Here is a 16,713-nt window from a genome sequence, read left to right on the forward strand (position 1 = left end):
AATCCGAGGGGAATCCATGACCGCTGATCCGCTGCGCACGCCCGGCCTGGTGGCCGGTGAGGACTTCGGGAAGCTCTTCGAACGCTTCGAGCGGACCGCGTTCCGCCTCGAAACTCTCGACACCTATGACGTCGAGGAAGAGCGGGACGAGATGGCCCGTTTCTTCGCGGGCGAGGACATGGGCCCGGAGTGGGACGACAATCCGTGGGTCCGCTCCATGACGGACCAGGGAAAGCGGGTGTCCCGCGTGCACGTCCTCTCGTCGCCGCTCACCGACTACCTGCGCTATGAACTCGCGGCCTATCCGGGCAATATCAAGGCCGGGGAGTCCATCGGCATCATCGACCGTGCCGAGCGGACCGTGGAGGGGCTGTCCGACCACGACTTCTGGCTGTTCGACGAGCGCGACGTCTATCGGATGCACTACACGGACTCCGGCGCGTTCGTCGGCGGTGAACTGCTCCCCGCCGATCGCCTGCCCGAATACCTCGCCTACCGGGACGCGGCCCTGTCGGCCGCCACACCGTTCGCGTCGTATTGGGAGCGCCGACGCTGAACGCGGCTGCTGGACGGGCCGCCACCGACGGGAATCGCGCACATGGCGAGTTCCGGCGCAGGCGCGTTTATGCGAACACGCGCATAGTCCCGTTCCGGCGTGGACGGCCGTCCGGACTCCCCATACGGTCGTGGTCATCCGGTCCGACCCGGACCTGTCACGGAGGGGGAAACCCATGGCGCGTGGGGAATTGACCCGGCTCACCGGAAGCGGTGAAGACGAGTGCGGGCAGGGCGACTGCCCGAACGTGTACCGGACGTCGTCGGGTTCGTTCGTCGTGCAGGGGGATGTGTCCGACGCCTTCACCCCGCCCGCGGGGGAGGGGCTCGTGGAGATTCCCGAGAACGTTCTGAAGGAGGCCGTTCGTGCTCTTGGATGGTGAGGACTGGGCCGCCACATTCCGGACGTTCGAGCGCGAGGCTTGGCGCCTGGAGGTCCTGCCCCAGTATCTCGTGCCGCAGGAGGCGGAGGAATTCGCCGCGTTCAAGGCCGGTGCCCGTTTTCCGGGGCCTTACGAGGACGCCTGGATGGACATGGTGCGCACCCGGCGAGTGGGCCGCGTACACCTGGTGACCCGTCCGCTCTCCGACTACCTGCGGTTCGAGTTCGAGCGCTACTACCGGCATCAGGCTCCGGCAGGGGAGGATATCCGCATCCTCGACATCACGGACCGGCGCAACCCCCTGCCCGATGTACGGGACTTCTGGATGTTCGACCAGTCCACGGTGGTGCTCATGCACTACCACCCCGACGGTCGGCAGATCAGCCGTGAACTGTACGAGGGCGACCCCGCACCGTTCATCGAATACCAGCGCATCGCGGTGGAAGCCTCCGTGCCGTTCCAGGAGTACATCCGTACGTGAGTCTTGAGCCCGAGGACCTGGGCCGTCCGGCAGAGGAGCTGGCGGCCCTGCTCAAAGATGTGCGCAAGCGATCCGGGCTCACCGGAGCCCGGATTGCCGCCCGTTGTGCCATGTCCCAGTCCAAGGTCAGCCGCATCGAGAACGGCCGGGTGCGTCCCTCTCTGGTGGACGTCGACCAGTTTCTGCGGGCCTGTGAAGCGCCTCCGACGCTGGCCGCCCAGGTCATGGCCCTGGCCAGGCTGGCGAACACGGAGTGGCAGGGCGCCCGGGGCATGCGCCGGAAGGGCTTGGACAAGAAGCAGATCGAGCTTGCGGGGCTGGAGGCCTCGTCCGGCGAGTTCCGATTCTTCCTGCTGTCGATGATCACAGGGCTGCTGTCGACACCCGAGTACATCCGGGCCAGCCTTGCCCACATCCCGGGCGACCACGAGAAGACGATCGCCAGGAAGCTGGATCGGCAGAAGGTCCTCCGCGACCCGTCCAAGCGGTTCACTTTTCTTCTCACCGAACTGGCCGTCCGCTGGCCTCTCGTCGGCCCCGATGCCCTCGCGGAGCAGATCGACCATCTGGCGTCGCTTACCCACCTGCCGAACGTCAGGATCGGCATCCTTCCGATGAGCGTTCCGGCCGGCCCCGCGCCGCTCAACACGTTCACCGTCTACGACGACCGGATCGCCACCGTCGAACTGTCCTGCGGAGTCATGGTGTTCCGCGACCCGCGTGACGTGGCGGGACACATCGACGAGTTCGCGCGGCTGGAGGAACGGGCCGTGTTCGGGCAGCAGGCACGGGATCTCCTCGGGGAGTGTGCGACCACCCTCAGATGATCTTTAGTCCAGAACATGCATAAATGGGCTGAAGGTCGTGGAAGTGGTGAAAGATGAGGTTCGAGCGCCCCAGCCGGCTCCGGAGGACCACACCCGGGCCCGGCCACCGGCGCAACGCACCCGCCCCCGCAGGGCGGGGCTCGCACGTGCCGATCACCCTCATGGAAGGAACTTCCGATGACGGTCGCACCCGAAAGGCCGGTCGCTCTGCGGCAGGGCCGGGACCTCGTGTCCACCGAACTGTTCGACAAGCTCACGGCGTTCTGCGCCGACGAGTACCGCCTCGACGCCGGCATGGCCGCACGGATCATGGACGAGGCGCTGGCGTTCCTCTACGTGGCCGGCACCACGGAGCGGGAGCACGTCATGGCGCCCAGCAAGGCCGTGGACCCCGCCTGGCACACCTTCATGCTCCACACCCAGGAGTACGCCGCCTGGTGCGAGGAGCACTTCGGCCGCTATCTGCACCACGCCCCGAACTCCAAGACCCGCACGCGGGGCCTGATGTACGACGTCACCGGCGCGATCACCGCCGCCGGGTTCGCGGTCGACCGGTCGCTGTGGGGCATCGCCGCGAACTGCAACGAGCCCGCCTGCTGCTCCGACGGCCCGTGCTGCTGACCTGACCCACTCGAACGAGGCGTGGCCCGGACGTGGAGAAGACGTCCGGGCCACACCCCTATCGGAGTCGACGATATGCACCACATCAGCGGCGCGGAAGGCCGCACCCGCACCTGCGTCTTCCTCATGTCCGGAATCGTCTTCGGCTACGCCACACACCACTGGGACGAACGGAATCTCGGCGAGGTCGGCGTCGTCGGCCCCCTGACGCCGGGCGTCGACTGGTCCCGGCTGTGGCAACTGGCGGCCGACATGAACAAGGAGACCGCCACCGAGACGGACAAGGGGAAATGGATCATGCTGCAGGCCCATCGGGCCTTCATCTGCGGGGCTCTTCTCGCCCGTTGGGACGAAGCGGGCTGGAAACTGGAGCCCGGCGGCCGGCGCGTGGACTTCGGTGGCGCCTACTTCAACCGGTACGAACTGTGGACCGGAAACCTGACCGTCGAAGGCACCACACCTGCCATGGTGGCGCCCAGGCCCACGGTCTGATGGGACGACATCCGCATCCTCGATGTGACCGACCGCCCCAACCCGCTCCAAGGCATCCCGGATTTCTGGATGTTCGACCGTAGGGAAGTCGTTCTTATGCATGACGAGGAGGACGGGACGCAGATCAGTCGGGAGGTCTTCGAAGGGGACGTGTCTCCCTTCATCGAGTACCAGCGGATCGCGGTGGCCGAGTCGGTGCCGTTCGCCGAGTACGTGAAGGACGTCCTTCGAGTCTGAGGCCCGTTCCCGATCGGCTTGAGTGGCCACGGGGGGAGGCCCCGGCCGTCCATCAGGAGGAAGGAGACGGAAGGCCGGGGCCGCTTGGGGTGATGGGGTCTTGGGGTGCGGGGTGCTCAGGAGAGTGGGGGAGTGCCGCTCGCCGGTTCACCGATCACGTGGGCCCAGACGAGTTTGCCCGGCCCCTGGCGGTCCGAGACGCCCCAGAGATCGGAGAGCGTGTCGACGAGGGGGAGTCCCCAGCCGCCGACGGCTCCGGTCTCGGGCAAGTCCATCAACGGCCGTTGCTCCGAGGAGTCGTGGACCTCGATCCGGAGCCCCTCGCGCATCGGGAGAAAGCGTGTCTCGATCTCCCGCCCAGGCACGTGCGCGTGCCGGACGGCGTTGGTCAGGAGTTCGGAGAGTACGAGGGAGGCGGCGTCCTCGATGCCGAGGAGCCCCCAGTCGGCCAGGGTCTTGCGCAGTTCGCGCCGGGCCAGGGGGACACTCTTCGATCCCTGCGTCCACCTCAGGACGATCGGGTCTCCGGCGCAGGGAGTGGGGGACGGTGACGTCACCAGGCCACCCCCATGCTGCTGATCAGGCAGGTCTCGACCTCGGCACCGCGTTCCTCATGGGCGAGGAGATAGGGGCGGACGAGTCGGCTGTCCTCACCTCGCAGCGGGGAGAAGCGGGGGCGGGCGGGCTGGCTGGTGGACTGACAGCGGATGGGGCGGGGCCCGAGGGGTGCCGTCGGCAGCAGGCCGTCGGCACCCCGGCGAGGCAACAGCCACCGCATGAGTAGTCCGATGAGGTGGGCGATAGAGTCGCTCATGTTGACGCTCCTTGAAAGCGTTGGCCACGCCCCCGGACCGGTGCAACGGTCGCGGGGGTCTTTGTTGGTGCGTGGCAGAGCGCACGCAGCCGAGGCTGAATGCGAGCCATATTCAGAGTGGCCACCTGCCACTGAGTTGGCAAGCAGAATCACTGAGTTGGCATATTTGCCAACCCGATCGAGTTCATGGCTGGACCAGCTGTGCGAGCATGGGTGCTCGCATCGAGACCCATGCATGTGAAGTGGTCGGCGGGCCAGAGGGGGAACGCGAATATGGCACCACCCACCGTGCGACGCCGCAGACTTGGGATGGAGCTGCGCCGACTCCGGGAACAGGCCAAGCTCACCCTTGAGGAAGTGGAAGCGCGCACCGGCCTCAGCGCTTCGAAGCTCTCCCGGCTGGAGAGCGCCACGCGAGGGGCGAGACCGGCCGATGTAGGGCTGCTCTTGGAGCTGTTCGAGGCGGAAGAAGCTCACTCGGAGTTCCTGCTGGCGCTCGCTAAGGATGGCGGAAAGCGAGGGTGGTGGCAGACCTACGACATCGCTCCGGCCTATGCCGACCTCATCAGTCTGGAAAGCGACGCTGTTTCGGTCAGCAACTACGAGACGCTCCTGATTCCTGGCCTGCTACAGACGGCGGCCTATGCCCGCGCCGCCATCGGAGCCGTGGGGATGACCCGGACGGCGGAGGAGGTGTCCCACCTCGTCGAAGTCCGCATGGCCCGTCAGTCCGTCCTGACGCGCCCCAATCCGTTGAAGCTGCGCGCGATCATCCACGAGGCCGCCCTCAGTGCCCGTGCGTCTGGACCTGGCGTCATGCGAGATCAGTTGCAGCGGCTTCTCGACGTGGCCGAGTATCCGAACGTGACGATTCAGGTGCTCCCCGCCGAGGCCGAGTTGCACCCCGGCGTCACCGGAGGCTTCGCTATTCTGGGCTTCGGACTGTCAGGTATTGACGTCGTACTGCTGGAACATCTGAACAGCACCCTCTACATCGAGGAACCCGTCGACGTGGGTGACTACGCGGAGGCGTTCGAGCGGTTGACCGCCTCGGCGCTCTCGTTCGGCCGGTCGCTGACCCTCATCGCAGACAAGAAGAAAGAGGTGGACCGTGAGCGTGATCACCCCGGACGCGTCGACTCTCTCCGTGGCATGGCGTAAGTCGAGCCGCAGCGGGGCCCACAGCAACTGCGTCGAAGCTGGTCGTCTTGAGGATGCGGCCGTCGTGCGCGACAGCAAGCGGCCCTCCGGGCCGGCTCTGCATTTCACCGCCGACGTCTGGGCACGCTTCACGGGCGGGCTCTGTGCCCGAAGCGGTTCTTGAACAACTCCGTCGGAGAGGCTGGTGTGGGGCGTGCGGCAGATTCCCGCCGCGCCGATGTGGCGCAGCAGCAGTTACAGCAGCGGAAACGGCCAGTGCGTCGAGGTCGCCGACCACCTGCCGGGCGTCGTGCCGGTGCGAGACAGCAAGCTGGACGCTGGACCTCAGCTGGCCTTCGGGGCGAGCGCTTGGGCGCTGTTCGTCGGAGGGCTGAAGGACCGGAGTCCGCGCTGACCGGGATCGCGCGGTGCGCTGATCGCCGGTAGGCGAAAACGACTGGCCCCGGGAGCGCGTCCCGACGCACCCTGGGGCCATGCACGTCTCTCCGCCGCCGTCCGCTCCCCAGGCTCCCACCGAGTCCGAGTCCGAGCCCGCACCCGAGTATTCGACCCCAGCCCCCATCCCCAAGCACCAGATCCGGGCCGTCCACACCGACACCACGGTGACCGTCTATCAGGCATACACGCCCGCGATCGGGCTGCCGGCGGCTCGGGACGGACGGTTTCCGGCGATGTGGAAGCGGGACCGGATGACGTGGATCAAGCCGTCGTTCCTGTGGATGGCCTACCGCTGCGGCTGGGGCCTGAAGGAGGGACAGGAGACCGTGCTCGCCGTCGAGATCACCCGCGACGGATTCGACTGGGCGCTGCGCAACGCCTGCCTGTCCCACTACGTACAGGGTCTGCACCAGGCACGGGCGACCTGGCAGCGGGAACTGAAGCGGGCGCCCGCGCGGGTGCAGTGGGACCCCGAGCGGGATCTGCACCTGCGGCCGCTGCCCCACCGTTCGCTCCAACTGGGGCTGGCCGGGGAGGCCTCGCGCCGGTACGCGGACGAGTGGACGGTCGCGATCCGCGACGTCACCCCTCTCGTCCACCGGATCCACGGCCTCGTCCGCGACGGCCGCACCGACGAGGCCGCGCGGCTACTGCCCGAGGAGCGCCCCTACCCGGCCGAAGACGGGCTGCTCGACCGGATCGTCGGCCCCGCCGCCGGGTAGCCGGAGGGATCGGAGCGATCGGAGAGGTCAGGCCGACCGGCCGCGCCCCTCAGACCCACCCCCACCCGGCCCGGCACCGCCAGACCCACCCCCACCCGGCTCGCCCCCCTCAGACCCACCCCCGCCGGGCCGCCTCCGCGCCCGCCCGGAAGCGGCTCGTGGTGCCGAGGGCGGCCATCAGTTCGCCGACCCGGCGGCTGTACGTGCGCGGCGACATGCCCAGGCGCGCCGCGGCGGTCTCGTCGGTCAGGCCGGCGAGGAGGGCTTCGAGGACCGGGCGCAGTTGGGGGGAGAGGTTGCGGGCGGGCGGGGCGAGTCCCACCAGTTCCTGGCCCGTGTCCCAGGAGGTGTGGTGGGCGCGGACCAGCGCCTGGACCACGATGGGGTCGCGGATGAGCAGCAGACCGTTGTAGAGGATCTCCAGATCCAGGGGGACGGCCGCGATCACGCGGTCGACGACGATCATCTTGAACGGGATGGTGTCGATGACCCGCGCCCGCCCCGGGATCCGCGCCGCGCCCGCCACATGGGGAACGGCGTGCCGGGGAACGATCCTGCGGACCTCCGCGGCCCGGTCCACCGCCGCGCGCATGCACGCTCCCGCCAGCTCCAGGAACGGCTCGGGGATCGCGCGGCTCATGGAGGCGACCGGGTCGTCGAAGGTCAGCAGCTCCTGCCGGACCGAGGCGGCGAGGCCCGCCAGCGCGGCGCTGACCCGGCGGGTGCCGCGGACCGGGCGCCCCGGCGGGCGCTGGGGTTCAGGGCCGCCGCGCCCCATCGCCGAACGGGCGAGAGTCACGGATCCCGCGGTATCTGTCACCGTCGACCACCCCCACCCTCCTGACTGTGCCACTCCATGTACGCACGCGACTTCACACGGTGACAACCCCTGCTGAAAAGGATGGCGAGTCCCTGCCACACCGGCGTGCCCTCGCCGCCAATGCCGCATTGACCCCTCCGAGTCCCATATATGCCCGCTTTCCTGGCCGCTTCCCCATGGGCCCCGCGGTCCGTTGCTCCGACCGCCGATTCGCCGGCCTCTCCGTCCGTCTGTCCGGCCACCATCCGCCGTCTCTCGGACTCCTGTTCGGGTCAACACCCGCCCCTGCCCCCGCCGACTCCGGCCGACCGCAGCCCACTTGCCGCCCGCCGCCCCGACCGGCCCCGACCGGTCCCGACCGCCCCCGACCCCGGTCGCGCCCCCGCTCTCCCCTGCCCCGCCGGCCCCTTGATCGGCATCATGGGGCCATGGCCGCCCTGTTGCTCTTCCTCGCCGTCGTGTCCACCGGTCTGTACGCCGGGATCCTGCTGATCTTCCGGACCGGGATCATGCCCGCGCTCGCCCGGCTCACGGACGAGGAGTTCGTCACCGTCATGCGGCGGATCAACGAGTACGTGCCCAGGCCGGTCTTCTTTCTGGTGTTCCTCGGGGTCGCGGTGTTCCCGGCGGCGGCCCTGCTCGTGCCCGTCGACGGCCGGAGCGACACCCAGAAGTGGCTCGTCGTCGCCGGACTCGTGACCGCCCTGGCCAACCACCTCGTCACCGTCACCGGCAACATCCCGCTCAACTCCGCCCTCGCCGCCTCCGAGTCGGCGGGAACACCTGCCGCCGCCGTGCGCGCCGCGTTCGAGGCCCGCTGGAACCGCTTCCACCTCCTGCGCACCCTGTCGATCCTCGCCTCCTTCACCCTGCTGACCGCCTCGGCCGTCCTCGCCGCCCCGGCGCCCGCGTGACCCCTGCGGCCTCCACGGCCTCCGCGACCACCACGCACGCCCCGCCTCCGCGATCACAGCGACACCCACCACCCCTTCCCGATTTTCTGTACGGGGCTGACGCCCGACGCGTCGGTTTTCCCGTCGCGCGGCGTGACAAGGGCGGGCGCCCGGACGTCCTCCGGGGGTGCGGACCTGACGTTCTGAAAGGCCGTCACGAGATCATCGGCCGTGGTCAGAGCGGTGTGTCGGGCGGGCGTCATGATCACGGGTTCACGGCGCACGTGGACTCGGGTATCTTCCAGCTGCCGGAAAACAGGTACCTGGCGGTCCGTTTCGAGGGCCCGGGGGACGCCGGCCCGCGCGAGGAGAGGGACGGGACTCCCCATGGCGAAGCAGGACCGGGCGATTCGTACCCGCAAGGCGATCCTGGAGGCGGCCGCCACCGTCTTCGATGAGCGCGGCTACGAGGCGGCCACGCTCTCCGAGATCCTCGCGCTCGCCCAAGTGACCAAAGGCGCCCTGTACTTCCACTTCGACTCCAAGGAAGACCTCGCGCACGCCGTGCTCGACGCCCAGACGGTGACCGTGCCCCCGGCGCCCCAACAGGCGTCCAAGGTCCAGGAGTTCGTGGACTCCGGCATGGTGTTCGCGCACCGGCTCACCCGTGACCGGGTGTTGAGCGGCAGTGTGCGGCTGACCCTCGAACAGAGCGGGCTCGAACTCGACCGCAGCGGCCCCTACCGCGAGTGGACCGACATCAACCGGCGCCTTCTCCGCGCGGCCAAGGAATCCGGCGAACTCCTGCCGCACACCGACCCGGAGGAGCTGGCCGGGCTGGTCGTCGGAGCCTTCGCCGGACTCAACTTGATGACCCGTGCGCTGGGGGGCGGCCAGTCCGCCATGGAGCGCTGGGCCTCCGTGCTCTACCAGCACGTACTGCCGAGCGTCGTGGTCCCCGCCGTGCTGGCCGTCCTCGACATGGACCCCACCCGCGGCGCCCGCGTCCTGGGCGTGGTCGGCGAACCGGAGCGCACCGTTCCCGAAAGCACCGTTCCCGGGAGCGCCATCCCCGAGAGCGCCGCCCCCGACGGCGCCATGCGGGACAAGGGCGCGTCGGAGTCCTGGGCGGGCCCCGGGGTGCCGGGCTCCGGAGCCGGTCTCCGCTGAATCGGTGCCGGACGGCCCCGCCGACGGTCCCTCTCCTTCGCCCTCCGCCTCCCGGTCTTCCGATACCGACCGTGAGACGGTCTGCGAAACCGACCGCGAAACGGACCGGGAAACCGAACATCCGTCATGGTCCCGACAGGTCCATGAGCGCGCGTTCCCCTGTCCGGAAGGCGCATGGATGGCGGCAAATCCCCCAAAGGGGGCAACGGCATCCCGGCGGGGAGGTGTCGTTTCCGTACCCCCGGGTTTCATTGACATGCCGGACGGTCTCTTTTCTAATCGACCAGGACATCCCATTGCGCAGACGCATGAGCTGAGGGGGGCAGGGTGGACGTCCGGATTCTGGGAGGACTCTCGGTACGGGAGAACGGGGTGTCGGTCACCCCGGCCGCCGCCGTGCCCCGGCAGATCCTCGCCCTGCTGGCCACCTTCGCGGGCCGGCTCGTCCCGGCGTCCGTCCTCACCGAGGAACTCTGGCCGGGCGGCGCCCCGCGCCGGGCCCGGTACGAACTCCAGGCCCACATCGCCGGGTTGCGCTCCCTGATCGCCGCCGCGCTGCCGCAGGAACGGGGCGCCGCCGACGGGCGCAGTGCCGAGACCGTGCTCGCCGCCGAGCCCGGCGGCTACCGGCTCGAAACCGGCAGCGGCTCCCACGACGTGGGGCAGTTCGCACGGGCGGCCGGCGCCGGATACCGCGCCATGGAGGCCGGTGATCTGCCGCGCGCCGCACTCCGGCTCGGCGAGGCCCTCGCGCTCTGGCGCGGCGAACCGTACGCGGGAGTCGCCGCCGGACCCCGGCTGCGCGCCGAGGCCGAACGCCTCGAAGCCTCCCGGCTCAGCGTCCTCGACCAATGGGCCGAGGCCCACCTGGGACTCGGCCGACACGCCGAACTGCTGCCCGAACTCGCCCCGCACACCGCCCGGTATCCGCTGAACGAGCCGCTCAACGCCCAGTTCATCGTCGCCCTGCTGCGCTCCGGCCGGGTCGAGGACGCCCTGGAGGTCCACCGGCGGCTGTGTGCGCTGCTCCAGCGCGACGGCGGCCGGGAACCCTCGGCCCGACTGCGCCGGCTGCACGATCTGCTCCTCGCCGCCCGCCACACGCCCCTGCGCAAGATCCCCGCGCAGCCGCGCGCCCTCCGTCCCGCACGCCGGCCGGCGGCGCAACTGCCCGCCCCGGTGGCCCCGGCGTTCTCGGCGTCCGCAGTGTCCGCAGTGTCCGCAGTGTCGGCGGCGTCGGGGGCCTTGGTCCCCCTCGCCCGGACGGCGGAACCGGCCCAAGTCCCCTTCAGGGAAACGATGTCGACATCGGTGTCGACATCGATGTCGCCGTCCGTCCCGGAGTCCGTCACGGCAGCAGTGCCGAACGCGCCCGCCGTCCCCGGTGCGAGAGCCAGGACCGGACGCCCGCCCCGGACGTCCGGCCGCCGGAACGCCCATCAGGGGTGGCGGCACCAGGCGGAAACGGCACAGCGTGGGGTGGCGGGCGAGCGGTAGGTCCGGGAATGAAGTGATCCGCACCGCCGTTGACCGTCATCCACGGCGGATACGGAATTCGGCCAGCGGTACGGGTCTGCCTCGCGGCAACCGGCCGCGCGGAGGCGGGAGTCGAGACATGAGCCACCACGGCACGGAGGGGCACGCGGACGCCGATCGCCGCGGTGACGCCACCGGCGGGGGCGCCGGCGCGCTCGCCGTACTGGAGCTTCTCTCCCGTCAGGCTCCCCCCGAGCGCTTCGCTGAACTGGTCGACCAGGCCCGTGAGTCCGGCATGCCGGAGGACGAACTCGCCGATCTGGACAGGGCCGTTCATCTCGCCATCGGGGTCGTGCACACCCTCGCCCGCCATGAGCGCCGCGAGGCGGGCCTCGACGCCCTCACCGACACCGCGCGCGACCTGACCCTGTCGTACGGCCTCGAAGACCTGCTGCGGTCCGTGGTCCGCCGGGCCCGGCGGCTGCTCGATCTCGATCTGGTCTGCCTCTCCCTGTCCGGCCCGGCCGCCCAGGGCGTCCGGGTGGTGCACGCCTCCGAGGGGGCGATCAGCCCACTCGACCCGGCGGGCCTCGCCGCCGCCCTCGACGAGGACGGACTGGGCGGCCTCGTCCACACCCACGGCGAACCCGTCTGGACCGAGGACTACCTCCAGGACCGGCGGTTCGCCCACACGGCGGCTCTCGACGCGTTCGTCCGCAACGAGGGCCTGCGGGCCGTCCTCGCCGTGCCACTGCGCCTGGGCGGCGCGGTCGTCGGGGTGCTGTACGGGGTCGACCGCTGCGCCCGCCGCTCCACCTCGGGCGAGATCGGTCTGCTCACCGCGCTCGCGGACCTGGCGGCCGTCGCCGCCGGGCGGGCCGGGCTGCTCGACCGGACCCGGGCCGAGGTCACCGAGCTCGAACGGGACAGCTCACGCGCGCGTACGGCGCTGACCCGCATGCGGTACATCGGCGAGGCCCACGGCCGGATCATGGACCTGATCCTGGCCGGCGGCGATCTGGGTCATGTGGCGAAGGCCGCCGGCGACGCCCTCGACGCGGGCGTCGAGATCCGCGACCCCGGGGGCCGGGTGCTCGCCGCCGCGGGGGAGATCGACGGGCTCGACGGATTCGACGAGGGCGCGGTGGCCAAGGCCGCACTCGACGCCCACGCGAGCCGCCGCCCCGCCCGCGCGCACACCCCCGGCGCGCCGGGGGACCCCTGCTTCCCCGGTTTCCCCAGCACCCCCGAGGGTTCCGAAGTCCCCGAAGCTCCTGACGCTCCCGGGAGTGAAGGCGAAGGAGCCGGGGAGGACTCCGGCGGGCATCGCACCTGGGTCGCCCCCGTCATCGCCGGTTCCGAGGACCTGGGCGTCCTCGTCGTACGCGCCGCGACCCCGCTCACCGGCGAGGACGTACGGCTCCTCGAACTCGCCGCGCAGTCCGTCGCGTTGCTCCTGCTGATGCAGCGCTCCACCGCCGTGGCCGAAGGCCCGGTGCGCGACGAACTCCTCGACGACCTCCTCGCCGAGCCGCGCCACGCCCCGGGGCAGATCGACCAGCGGGCCCGCCGGCTCGGCCTCGATCTGCGCCGGCCGCATGTCGTCGTGGTCGCCCGCCCCGAGGGCGGCGAGCCGGGCCGTGCCGTGGTGTGGGCGTCCTCGTACGCGTACCGCATGTCCGGCCTGAAGACCGTCCAGGGCGGCAGCGTCGTCCTGCTGCTGCCCGGCACGGACGCCTCGGCCGCCGCCCGGGCCGTCTCCGGCGAACTGGGGCCGCTGCTCGGCCATCCGGTGTCGGTGGGCGCGGCCGGTCCCGGTTGGAGCGTGGACAGCGTGCCCCGGCTCCACCAGGAGGCCCTGCGCTGTTTGGACGCGATGAGTGCGTTGGGCGGGACGGGGACGGCGGCCTCGGCGGACGACCTGGGCTTCCTGGGGCTGTTGCTCTCCGACGACCACGACGTGGACGGGTTCATCGAGTCGGCGATCGGTCCCGTACTGGAGTACGACGCCGAGCGGTTCACCGATCTCATCCGCACTCTGGAGGCGTACTTTGCCTCCGGCGGCAGCCCGACCAACGCGGCCGAGGAACTGCACGTCCACCCGAACACCGTCTCGCGCCGCCTCGAACGCATCGGCGAACTCCTGGGCGTGGAATGGCAGAAGCCCGGGCAGGTACTGGAAGTCCAGCTCGCGCTACGGCTCCAGCGCACCCGTGACATCCTCGCCCGCCGCCGTGCCACCACCGCCGACCCCCGCTCCCCGGCGCCTGTGGCCGGCGGCGCGGGCCCGCTCCCCGGCGTCTGAGCGACCCCTGAGCGGCACCCGATCTGCCCCCACCGCCCGCCCCGGGAGCCGGTGAGCACTCCCGGGCGGATGGACGGATGGGCGAGTGGGTGGACGGCGGGGTCAGCTTGCCGAGCGTGTCTGGAACTCGCCGTACGGAGCGATGTGTTCGGCCCCGAGCGCGGTCACCGCGTGCGCCGCCGAGGCCAGCGTGATGTGCCGGTGCCAGCCTCGGAACGACCGTCCCACGAAGTCCCGCAGTCCGGCTCCCTCGCCGATCTGCCGCAGGTCCCGTTCCACCCGCCGCGACAGCTTGGTGAGGCGCAGGAGCGGTCCGATCGCCGAGCCCGTCAGATCCGTGATCCACAGCCGGACCGGCGCGCGCCTCGGGTCGTCCCACTCGCCGAGGAGCAGGAGCGGCCGCTGCCGTTCGCCCGGCGGTACGGGCAGCGTGACCCGCACGGCGGTGGCCAGCGAGGTCCGCGAGGTGCGCGTCCCGGCCGCCGCGTCGATCCAACTCACTGGTCGGCGCAGGCCCTTGAGTGAGTCCAGGATCTGGAGCGCGGTGAGCGGTCCGGCACCGAAGCCGGGCAGCGAACGGTCCGCGACGGTCAGCCGGCAGGCCGGGTTGATCCGCGCGACCACGGGCACCCCCGCGAGCGTCAGCCGCTGGAGCGCGGCCCGCCCCGCGCCGCCCCGGATGTCGAGCAGCAACGGCTTGCGCGCCACCTCGGGCCAGAACGCCATGTCGAGCGCCGCGTTGACCGCGCACTCCTCCAGCGTCTCCTCGGCCGCGCCCTCCGGCACCTCGGCCCGGTCCGCGCGGGTCCGGTCCTTCACCCAGGGGTCGGGCAGGAAGAGCCGCCAGTGGACGGGAATGCTGGTCTCCTCCGAGGCGAACCACACCCCGAACGCCTGCTGCCCCCGGAAGACCTGCCCCTGCTCCGGGTCGAACCGCCGGTCCACGCCCACCGAGTGCTGACCGGCCTTCGGTATCGGCATCGGCCGGACCACCCACGCCTGCGGCGTGCCCCGCCGCTGCAGAAAACGGGCCAGCTCGGCCCGCATCGGCCGCCAGTCCCAGGTGGAACTGGAGATGAAGTGGTGCAGGCTCTGTTCGGCGGCCGGGCCGCCGAACTGCGCGGCGATGTTGCGGATCGACTTGCGCCCCTGCGCGGTCAGCAGACCGTGCAGATACTGCTCGGCCTTCAGCCGCTGATCGCGGCGCGGGAAGGCGGAGAAGAGGACGGCGCAGAGTTCGCCGTACAGGTCCTCTCCGATATCGCCCGCGTCGCCGATCTCGCCGAGCGGGTCCCGGTACGGGGTGGTGCTTCTGAATCTGGTGACGGATGTACTCACGGCACTCCTGACCTACGGATTTCGCAGCTCCCTCCAGCTGCGTCTCCACCCTCCCGTCTCCCGGCGGCGGGCACGAGGTGGACTCGGCACCCGTCTGGGCGCTCCGATGGTGGCCGGACCACCACATACCCCCGGGGGGAATGCGGAAGAGGTGCCGAACGGCCTTTCACCGACCCCCGTCCGCCCCTCGTCCGTCCCTCGCGCGCGCCGCGCGAGCCCCTGACGAGCGCCCCGGACGTCCCCCGGAGGACCGCCGGAAAGCAGCCCTGAGAACCACCCGGTCTCCGGCCCCGAAAACCACCCGGAAACCGGCCCGGATCTCCGTTCGGGAAGCCCCTCTCGGGGAGGTGACAGACTCATCGCACCGGCTTTGACCGCCGCGAGGCCCCGGCCGGACCATCGGGGCGAGGTCGCACGGGTCGTACTCCGGTTAATGCCCCAGGCCGGGGTCGGCCTGTGCGCCTTGCTTGCGGGGCGCACGCGACCGCGCGTTCCCGTTCGTCCGCGCCGCCAGTGGTGTCGTGCGGCCACGACATCCGTACGACCGCCGGTGAATCCGCCGCCGAATCCGTACGTCCAGCCCCAGCCCCTCGGCCGACCCGTCACCGCGCCTCCGCGCACCACACCCCGCCTCCCGCTTCGCGGCTCCCTCGCCCGTCGCGGTTCCGGCACCCGTCCGCCCGGCCCGCCCCGCCCTCCCCGTCCCCCCCGTCCTCCTCCGTTCGTACGGGTGTCCGGCGCGCGGCTAACCTGGCCTCATGGGATTCCGCGCGCAGCTGCCGGTCGTCGGGGTGGTCGCCGCGGGCGGCGCCCTCGGCGCCACCGCCCGCTACGCCGCGACGCTCGCCTGGCCCACCCCGGCCGGCGCCTTCCCCTGGACGATCTTCACCGTCAACGCGGCCGGCTGCGCCGCCCTCGGCGTGATCATGGTGCTGGCCACCGAGACCCTCACCCCGCCGCACCCGCTGCTGCGCCCCTTCCTGGGGACGGGCATCTGCGGCGGCTTCACCACCTTCTCGACCTACGCGCTCGATCTCCAGCGGCTGCTCGCCCGCGGCGATCTCGCGCGCGGGCTGCTCTACCTGGCCGGGACCACCGCGACCGCGCTCGCCGCCGTGGCCGCGGCCGTCGCGGCGACCCGGGCCGCCGTGCGGGCCGTACCGGCAAGGAGGCAGGGATGAACCCGTTCCCCCCGGACTTCCCCGAGCGGTCGACAGGCCGGCGGGCGCTGCGGCTGACGGTCCTCGTCAGCGAGAACGCCACCTGGCACCACCGGCCGCTCTACACCGAGATCGTCCACCGCGCGCACGCCGCCGGACTGGCCGGCGCCTCCGTCTTCCGAGGCATCGAGGGCTTCGGCGCCTCCTCGCATGTCCACACCACCCGGCTGCTCTCGCTCGGCCAGGACCTGCCGGTGGCCGTCCTCGTCGTGGACGCGGAGGAACGGATCCGCGCCTTCCTGTCCGAGCTCGACGAGCTGATGACGGACGGCCTGGTGCTGCTCGACCCCTGCGAGGCCATCCGGTACGGGGGCGGGGGCGGCCGGCCGGCGGGCGGGGATTCCGGTACGGGCAGGGGCTCCGGGCCCGGCCTCGGCCCCGGCCCCGTGGTGGAGCCGCCCGCGTGAACTGGCTCCTCGTCGTCGCCGGTGCCGCCGTCGGCGCGCCCCTGCGCTACCTCACCGACCGCGCCGTGCAGTCCCGCCACGATTCCGTCTTCCCGTGGGGCACCTTCCTCGTCAACGTCTCCGGCTCCTTCCTCCTCGGCCTGCTCACCGGCGTGGCCTCGACCGCCGTCGGGACGTTCCTCGGCGCGGGCCTGTGCGGCGCCCTGACCACGTACTCCACGTTCTCCTACGAGACGCTGAAGCTGTACGAGGGCGGGGCGCGCGCCTACGCCGCCGCGAACGTCGCCGGCAGCACCGCCGCCGGTCTCGGCGCCGTCTGGCTGGGCGTGGAACTCACCCACCTGTTCTGACGG

At 71.2% G+C, this 16,713-nt stretch carries 21 protein-coding genes and 1 pseudogene; 18 read left to right on the plus strand and 4 right to left on the minus strand.

The window, feature by feature from the left end:
* The first annotated feature begins 16 nt into the window (after positions 1-16).
* The 7 genes and pseudogenes from ABZ990_RS17580 to ABZ990_RS17610 all read left to right on the plus strand — a co-directional run.
* Complete coding sequence (locus tag ABZ990_RS17580; RefSeq protein WP_361231784.1) at positions 17-556, plus strand: DUF6879 family protein; 540 nt, start codon at positions 17-19, stop codon at positions 554-556.
* Between the two features lie 175 nt (positions 557-731).
* Positions 732-938 (plus strand): hypothetical protein, encoded by a 207-nt coding sequence (locus ABZ990_RS17585; RefSeq protein WP_361231786.1) that lies wholly within the window; start codon positions 732-734, stop codon positions 936-938.
* Positions 922-1,419 carry a DUF6879 family protein gene (locus ABZ990_RS17590; RefSeq protein WP_361231788.1) on the plus strand — a complete coding sequence of 166 codons (498 nt, stop codon included), beginning with the start codon at positions 922-924 and terminating at the stop codon, positions 1,417-1,419. The genes ABZ990_RS17585 and ABZ990_RS17590 overlap by 17 nt, the downstream gene beginning before the upstream one ends.
* Positions 1,416-2,246, plus strand: coding sequence for a helix-turn-helix transcriptional regulator (locus ABZ990_RS17595; RefSeq protein WP_361231790.1), 831 nt, complete (start codon positions 1,416-1,418; stop codon positions 2,244-2,246). The genes ABZ990_RS17590 and ABZ990_RS17595 overlap by 4 nt, the downstream gene beginning before the upstream one ends.
* A gap of 177 nt (positions 2,247-2,423) precedes the next feature.
* On the plus strand, positions 2,424-2,867 hold the full coding sequence (locus ABZ990_RS17600; protein WP_361231792.1) for a hypothetical protein: 444 nt from the start codon (positions 2,424-2,426) through the stop codon (positions 2,865-2,867).
* Between the two features lie 75 nt (positions 2,868-2,942).
* On the plus strand, positions 2,943-3,359 hold the full coding sequence (locus ABZ990_RS17605; RefSeq protein ID WP_361231794.1) for a hypothetical protein: 417 nt from the start codon (positions 2,943-2,945) through the stop codon (positions 3,357-3,359).
* A 3-nt stretch (positions 3,360-3,362) separates the two neighbouring features.
* Positions 3,363-3,596 (plus strand): annotated as a pseudogene (locus ABZ990_RS17610) (DUF6879 family protein); the annotation flags it as partial.
* 116 nt (positions 3,597-3,712) lie between these two features.
* Here the strand turns inward: ABZ990_RS17610 and ABZ990_RS17615 are convergent.
* On the minus strand, positions 3,713-4,153 hold the full coding sequence (locus tag ABZ990_RS17615) for an ATP-binding protein (protein WP_361231796.1): 441 nt from the start codon (positions 4,151-4,153) through the stop codon (positions 3,713-3,715).
* Positions 4,150-4,410 (minus strand): hypothetical protein, encoded by a 261-nt coding sequence (locus ABZ990_RS17620; protein WP_361231798.1) that lies wholly within the window; start codon positions 4,408-4,410, stop codon positions 4,150-4,152. The genes ABZ990_RS17615 and ABZ990_RS17620 overlap by 4 nt, the downstream gene beginning before the upstream one ends.
* Positions 4,411-4,719: 309 nt before the next feature.
* Here ABZ990_RS17620 and ABZ990_RS17625 point away from each other — a divergent pair, with 309 nt between their 5' ends.
* The 4 genes from ABZ990_RS17625 (at position 4,720) to ABZ990_RS17640 (ending at position 6,731) form a co-directional block, all read left to right on the plus strand.
* Entirely contained in the window at positions 4,720-5,571 is an 852-nt protein-coding gene (locus ABZ990_RS17625) for a helix-turn-helix transcriptional regulator (RefSeq protein WP_361231800.1), read from the plus strand.
* On the plus strand, positions 5,558-5,734 hold the full coding sequence (locus tag ABZ990_RS17630; RefSeq protein WP_361231858.1) for a DUF397 domain-containing protein: 177 nt from the start codon (positions 5,558-5,560) through the stop codon (positions 5,732-5,734). Before ABZ990_RS17625 ends, ABZ990_RS17630 begins: the two co-directional genes overlap by 14 nt.
* Before the next feature lie 30 nt (positions 5,735-5,764).
* On the plus strand, positions 5,765-5,965 hold the full coding sequence (locus ABZ990_RS17635; RefSeq protein WP_361231802.1) for a DUF397 domain-containing protein: 201 nt from the start codon (positions 5,765-5,767) through the stop codon (positions 5,963-5,965).
* Positions 5,966-6,044: 79 nt separating this feature from the next.
* Positions 6,045-6,731 carry a DUF4291 domain-containing protein gene (locus tag ABZ990_RS17640; RefSeq protein ID WP_361231804.1) on the plus strand — a complete coding sequence of 229 codons (687 nt, stop codon included), beginning with the start codon at positions 6,045-6,047 and terminating at the stop codon, positions 6,729-6,731.
* A gap of 109 nt (positions 6,732-6,840) precedes the next feature.
* Here the strand turns inward: ABZ990_RS17640 and ABZ990_RS17645 are convergent, their stop codons facing one another.
* Positions 6,841-7,530 (minus strand): DNA-binding response regulator, encoded by a 690-nt coding sequence (locus ABZ990_RS17645; protein ID WP_361231806.1) that lies wholly within the window; start codon positions 7,528-7,530, stop codon positions 6,841-6,843.
* 449 nt (positions 7,531-7,979) lie between these two features.
* Here ABZ990_RS17645 and ABZ990_RS17650 point away from each other — a divergent pair, with 449 nt between their 5' ends.
* From ABZ990_RS17650 to ABZ990_RS17665, 4 genes are all read left to right on the plus strand, one after another.
* Positions 7,980-8,465, plus strand: coding sequence for an anthrone oxygenase family protein (locus ABZ990_RS17650; protein WP_361231808.1), 486 nt, complete (start codon positions 7,980-7,982; stop codon positions 8,463-8,465).
* Positions 8,466-8,831: 366 nt separating this feature from the next.
* Positions 8,832-9,614: a ScbR family autoregulator-binding transcription factor gene (locus ABZ990_RS17655; RefSeq protein WP_361231810.1), complete on the plus strand. Its 783-nt coding sequence runs from the start codon at positions 8,832-8,834 to the stop codon at positions 9,612-9,614.
* Between the two features lie 327 nt (positions 9,615-9,941).
* The gene (locus ABZ990_RS17660; protein WP_361231812.1) at positions 9,942-11,111 is read left to right on the plus strand and encodes an AfsR/SARP family transcriptional regulator; all 1,170 of its coding nucleotides are present in this window, start codon (positions 9,942-9,944) and stop codon (positions 11,109-11,111) included.
* A 118-nt stretch (positions 11,112-11,229) separates the two neighbouring features.
* Positions 11,230-13,395 carry a GAF domain-containing protein gene (locus tag ABZ990_RS17665; protein ID WP_361231814.1) on the plus strand — a complete coding sequence of 722 codons (2,166 nt, stop codon included), beginning with the start codon at positions 11,230-11,232 and terminating at the stop codon, positions 13,393-13,395.
* A 102-nt stretch (positions 13,396-13,497) separates the two neighbouring features.
* Here ABZ990_RS17665 and ABZ990_RS17670 read toward each other — a convergent pair whose 3' ends face one another.
* Positions 13,498-14,733 carry a transposase gene (locus tag ABZ990_RS17670; RefSeq protein ID WP_361231816.1) on the minus strand — a complete coding sequence of 412 codons (1,236 nt, stop codon included), beginning with the start codon at positions 14,731-14,733 and terminating at the stop codon, positions 13,498-13,500.
* 758 nt (positions 14,734-15,491) lie between these two features.
* On the opposite strand from ABZ990_RS17670, the gene ABZ990_RS17675 reads away from it, so the two are divergent.
* Genes ABZ990_RS17675 through ABZ990_RS17685 form a run of 3 tightly spaced genes read left to right on the plus strand, consistent with a single transcriptional unit; the run spans position 15,492 to position 16,710 of the window.
* Entirely contained in the window at positions 15,492-15,914 is a 423-nt protein-coding gene (locus ABZ990_RS17675) for a CrcB family protein (RefSeq protein ID WP_361231818.1), read from the plus strand.
* Positions 15,911-16,360, plus strand: coding sequence for a DUF190 domain-containing protein (locus ABZ990_RS17680; RefSeq protein ID WP_361231820.1), 450 nt, complete (start codon positions 15,911-15,913; stop codon positions 16,358-16,360). Before ABZ990_RS17675 ends, ABZ990_RS17680 begins: the two co-directional genes overlap by 4 nt.
* Positions 16,357-16,710 (plus strand): CrcB family protein, encoded by a 354-nt coding sequence (locus ABZ990_RS17685; RefSeq protein WP_361231821.1) that lies wholly within the window; start codon positions 16,357-16,359, stop codon positions 16,708-16,710. Before ABZ990_RS17680 ends, ABZ990_RS17685 begins: the two co-directional genes overlap by 4 nt.
* The last annotated feature ends 3 nt before the right edge of the window (positions 16,711-16,713 follow it).

Source organism: Streptomyces sp. NPDC046203 (genome assembly GCF_040646255.1).
In the GTDB taxonomy this organism is placed as follows: domain Bacteria; phylum Actinomycetota; class Actinomycetes; order Streptomycetales; family Streptomycetaceae; genus Streptomyces.

What these genes read in the sequence shown, in the direction of transcription:
- ABZ990_RS17580 (WP_361231784.1), top strand. Translation starts at nt 17, where the DNA reads ATGACCGCTGATCCGCTGCGCACGCCCGGCCTGGTGGCCGGTGAGGAC.
- ABZ990_RS17585 (WP_361231786.1), top strand. Translation starts at nt 732, where the DNA reads ATGGCGCGTGGGGAATTGACCCGGCTCACCGGAAGCGGTGAAGACGAG.
- ABZ990_RS17600 (WP_361231792.1), top strand. Translation starts at nt 2,424, where the DNA reads ATGACGGTCGCACCCGAAAGGCCGGTCGCTCTGCGGCAGGGCCGGGAC.
- ABZ990_RS17605 (WP_361231794.1), top strand. Translation starts at nt 2,943, where the DNA reads ATGCACCACATCAGCGGCGCGGAAGGCCGCACCCGCACCTGCGTCTTC.
- ABZ990_RS17620 (WP_361231798.1), bottom strand. Translation starts at nt 4,410, where the DNA reads ATGAGCGACTCTATCGCCCACCTCATCGGACTACTCATGCGGTGGCTG.
- ABZ990_RS17625 (WP_361231800.1), top strand. Translation starts at nt 4,720, where the DNA reads ATGGAGCTGCGCCGACTCCGGGAACAGGCCAAGCTCACCCTTGAGGAA.
- ABZ990_RS17640 (WP_361231804.1), top strand. Translation starts at nt 6,045, where the DNA reads ATGCACGTCTCTCCGCCGCCGTCCGCTCCCCAGGCTCCCACCGAGTCC.
- ABZ990_RS17650 (WP_361231808.1), top strand. Translation starts at nt 7,980, where the DNA reads ATGGCCGCCCTGTTGCTCTTCCTCGCCGTCGTGTCCACCGGTCTGTAC.
- ABZ990_RS17655 (WP_361231810.1), top strand. Translation starts at nt 8,832, where the DNA reads ATGGCGAAGCAGGACCGGGCGATTCGTACCCGCAAGGCGATCCTGGAG.
- ABZ990_RS17665 (WP_361231814.1), top strand. Translation starts at nt 11,230, where the DNA reads ATGAGCCACCACGGCACGGAGGGGCACGCGGACGCCGATCGCCGCGGT.
- ABZ990_RS17675 (WP_361231818.1), top strand. Translation starts at nt 15,492, where the DNA reads ATGGGATTCCGCGCGCAGCTGCCGGTCGTCGGGGTGGTCGCCGCGGGC.
- ABZ990_RS17680 (WP_361231820.1), top strand. Translation starts at nt 15,911, where the DNA reads ATGAACCCGTTCCCCCCGGACTTCCCCGAGCGGTCGACAGGCCGGCGG.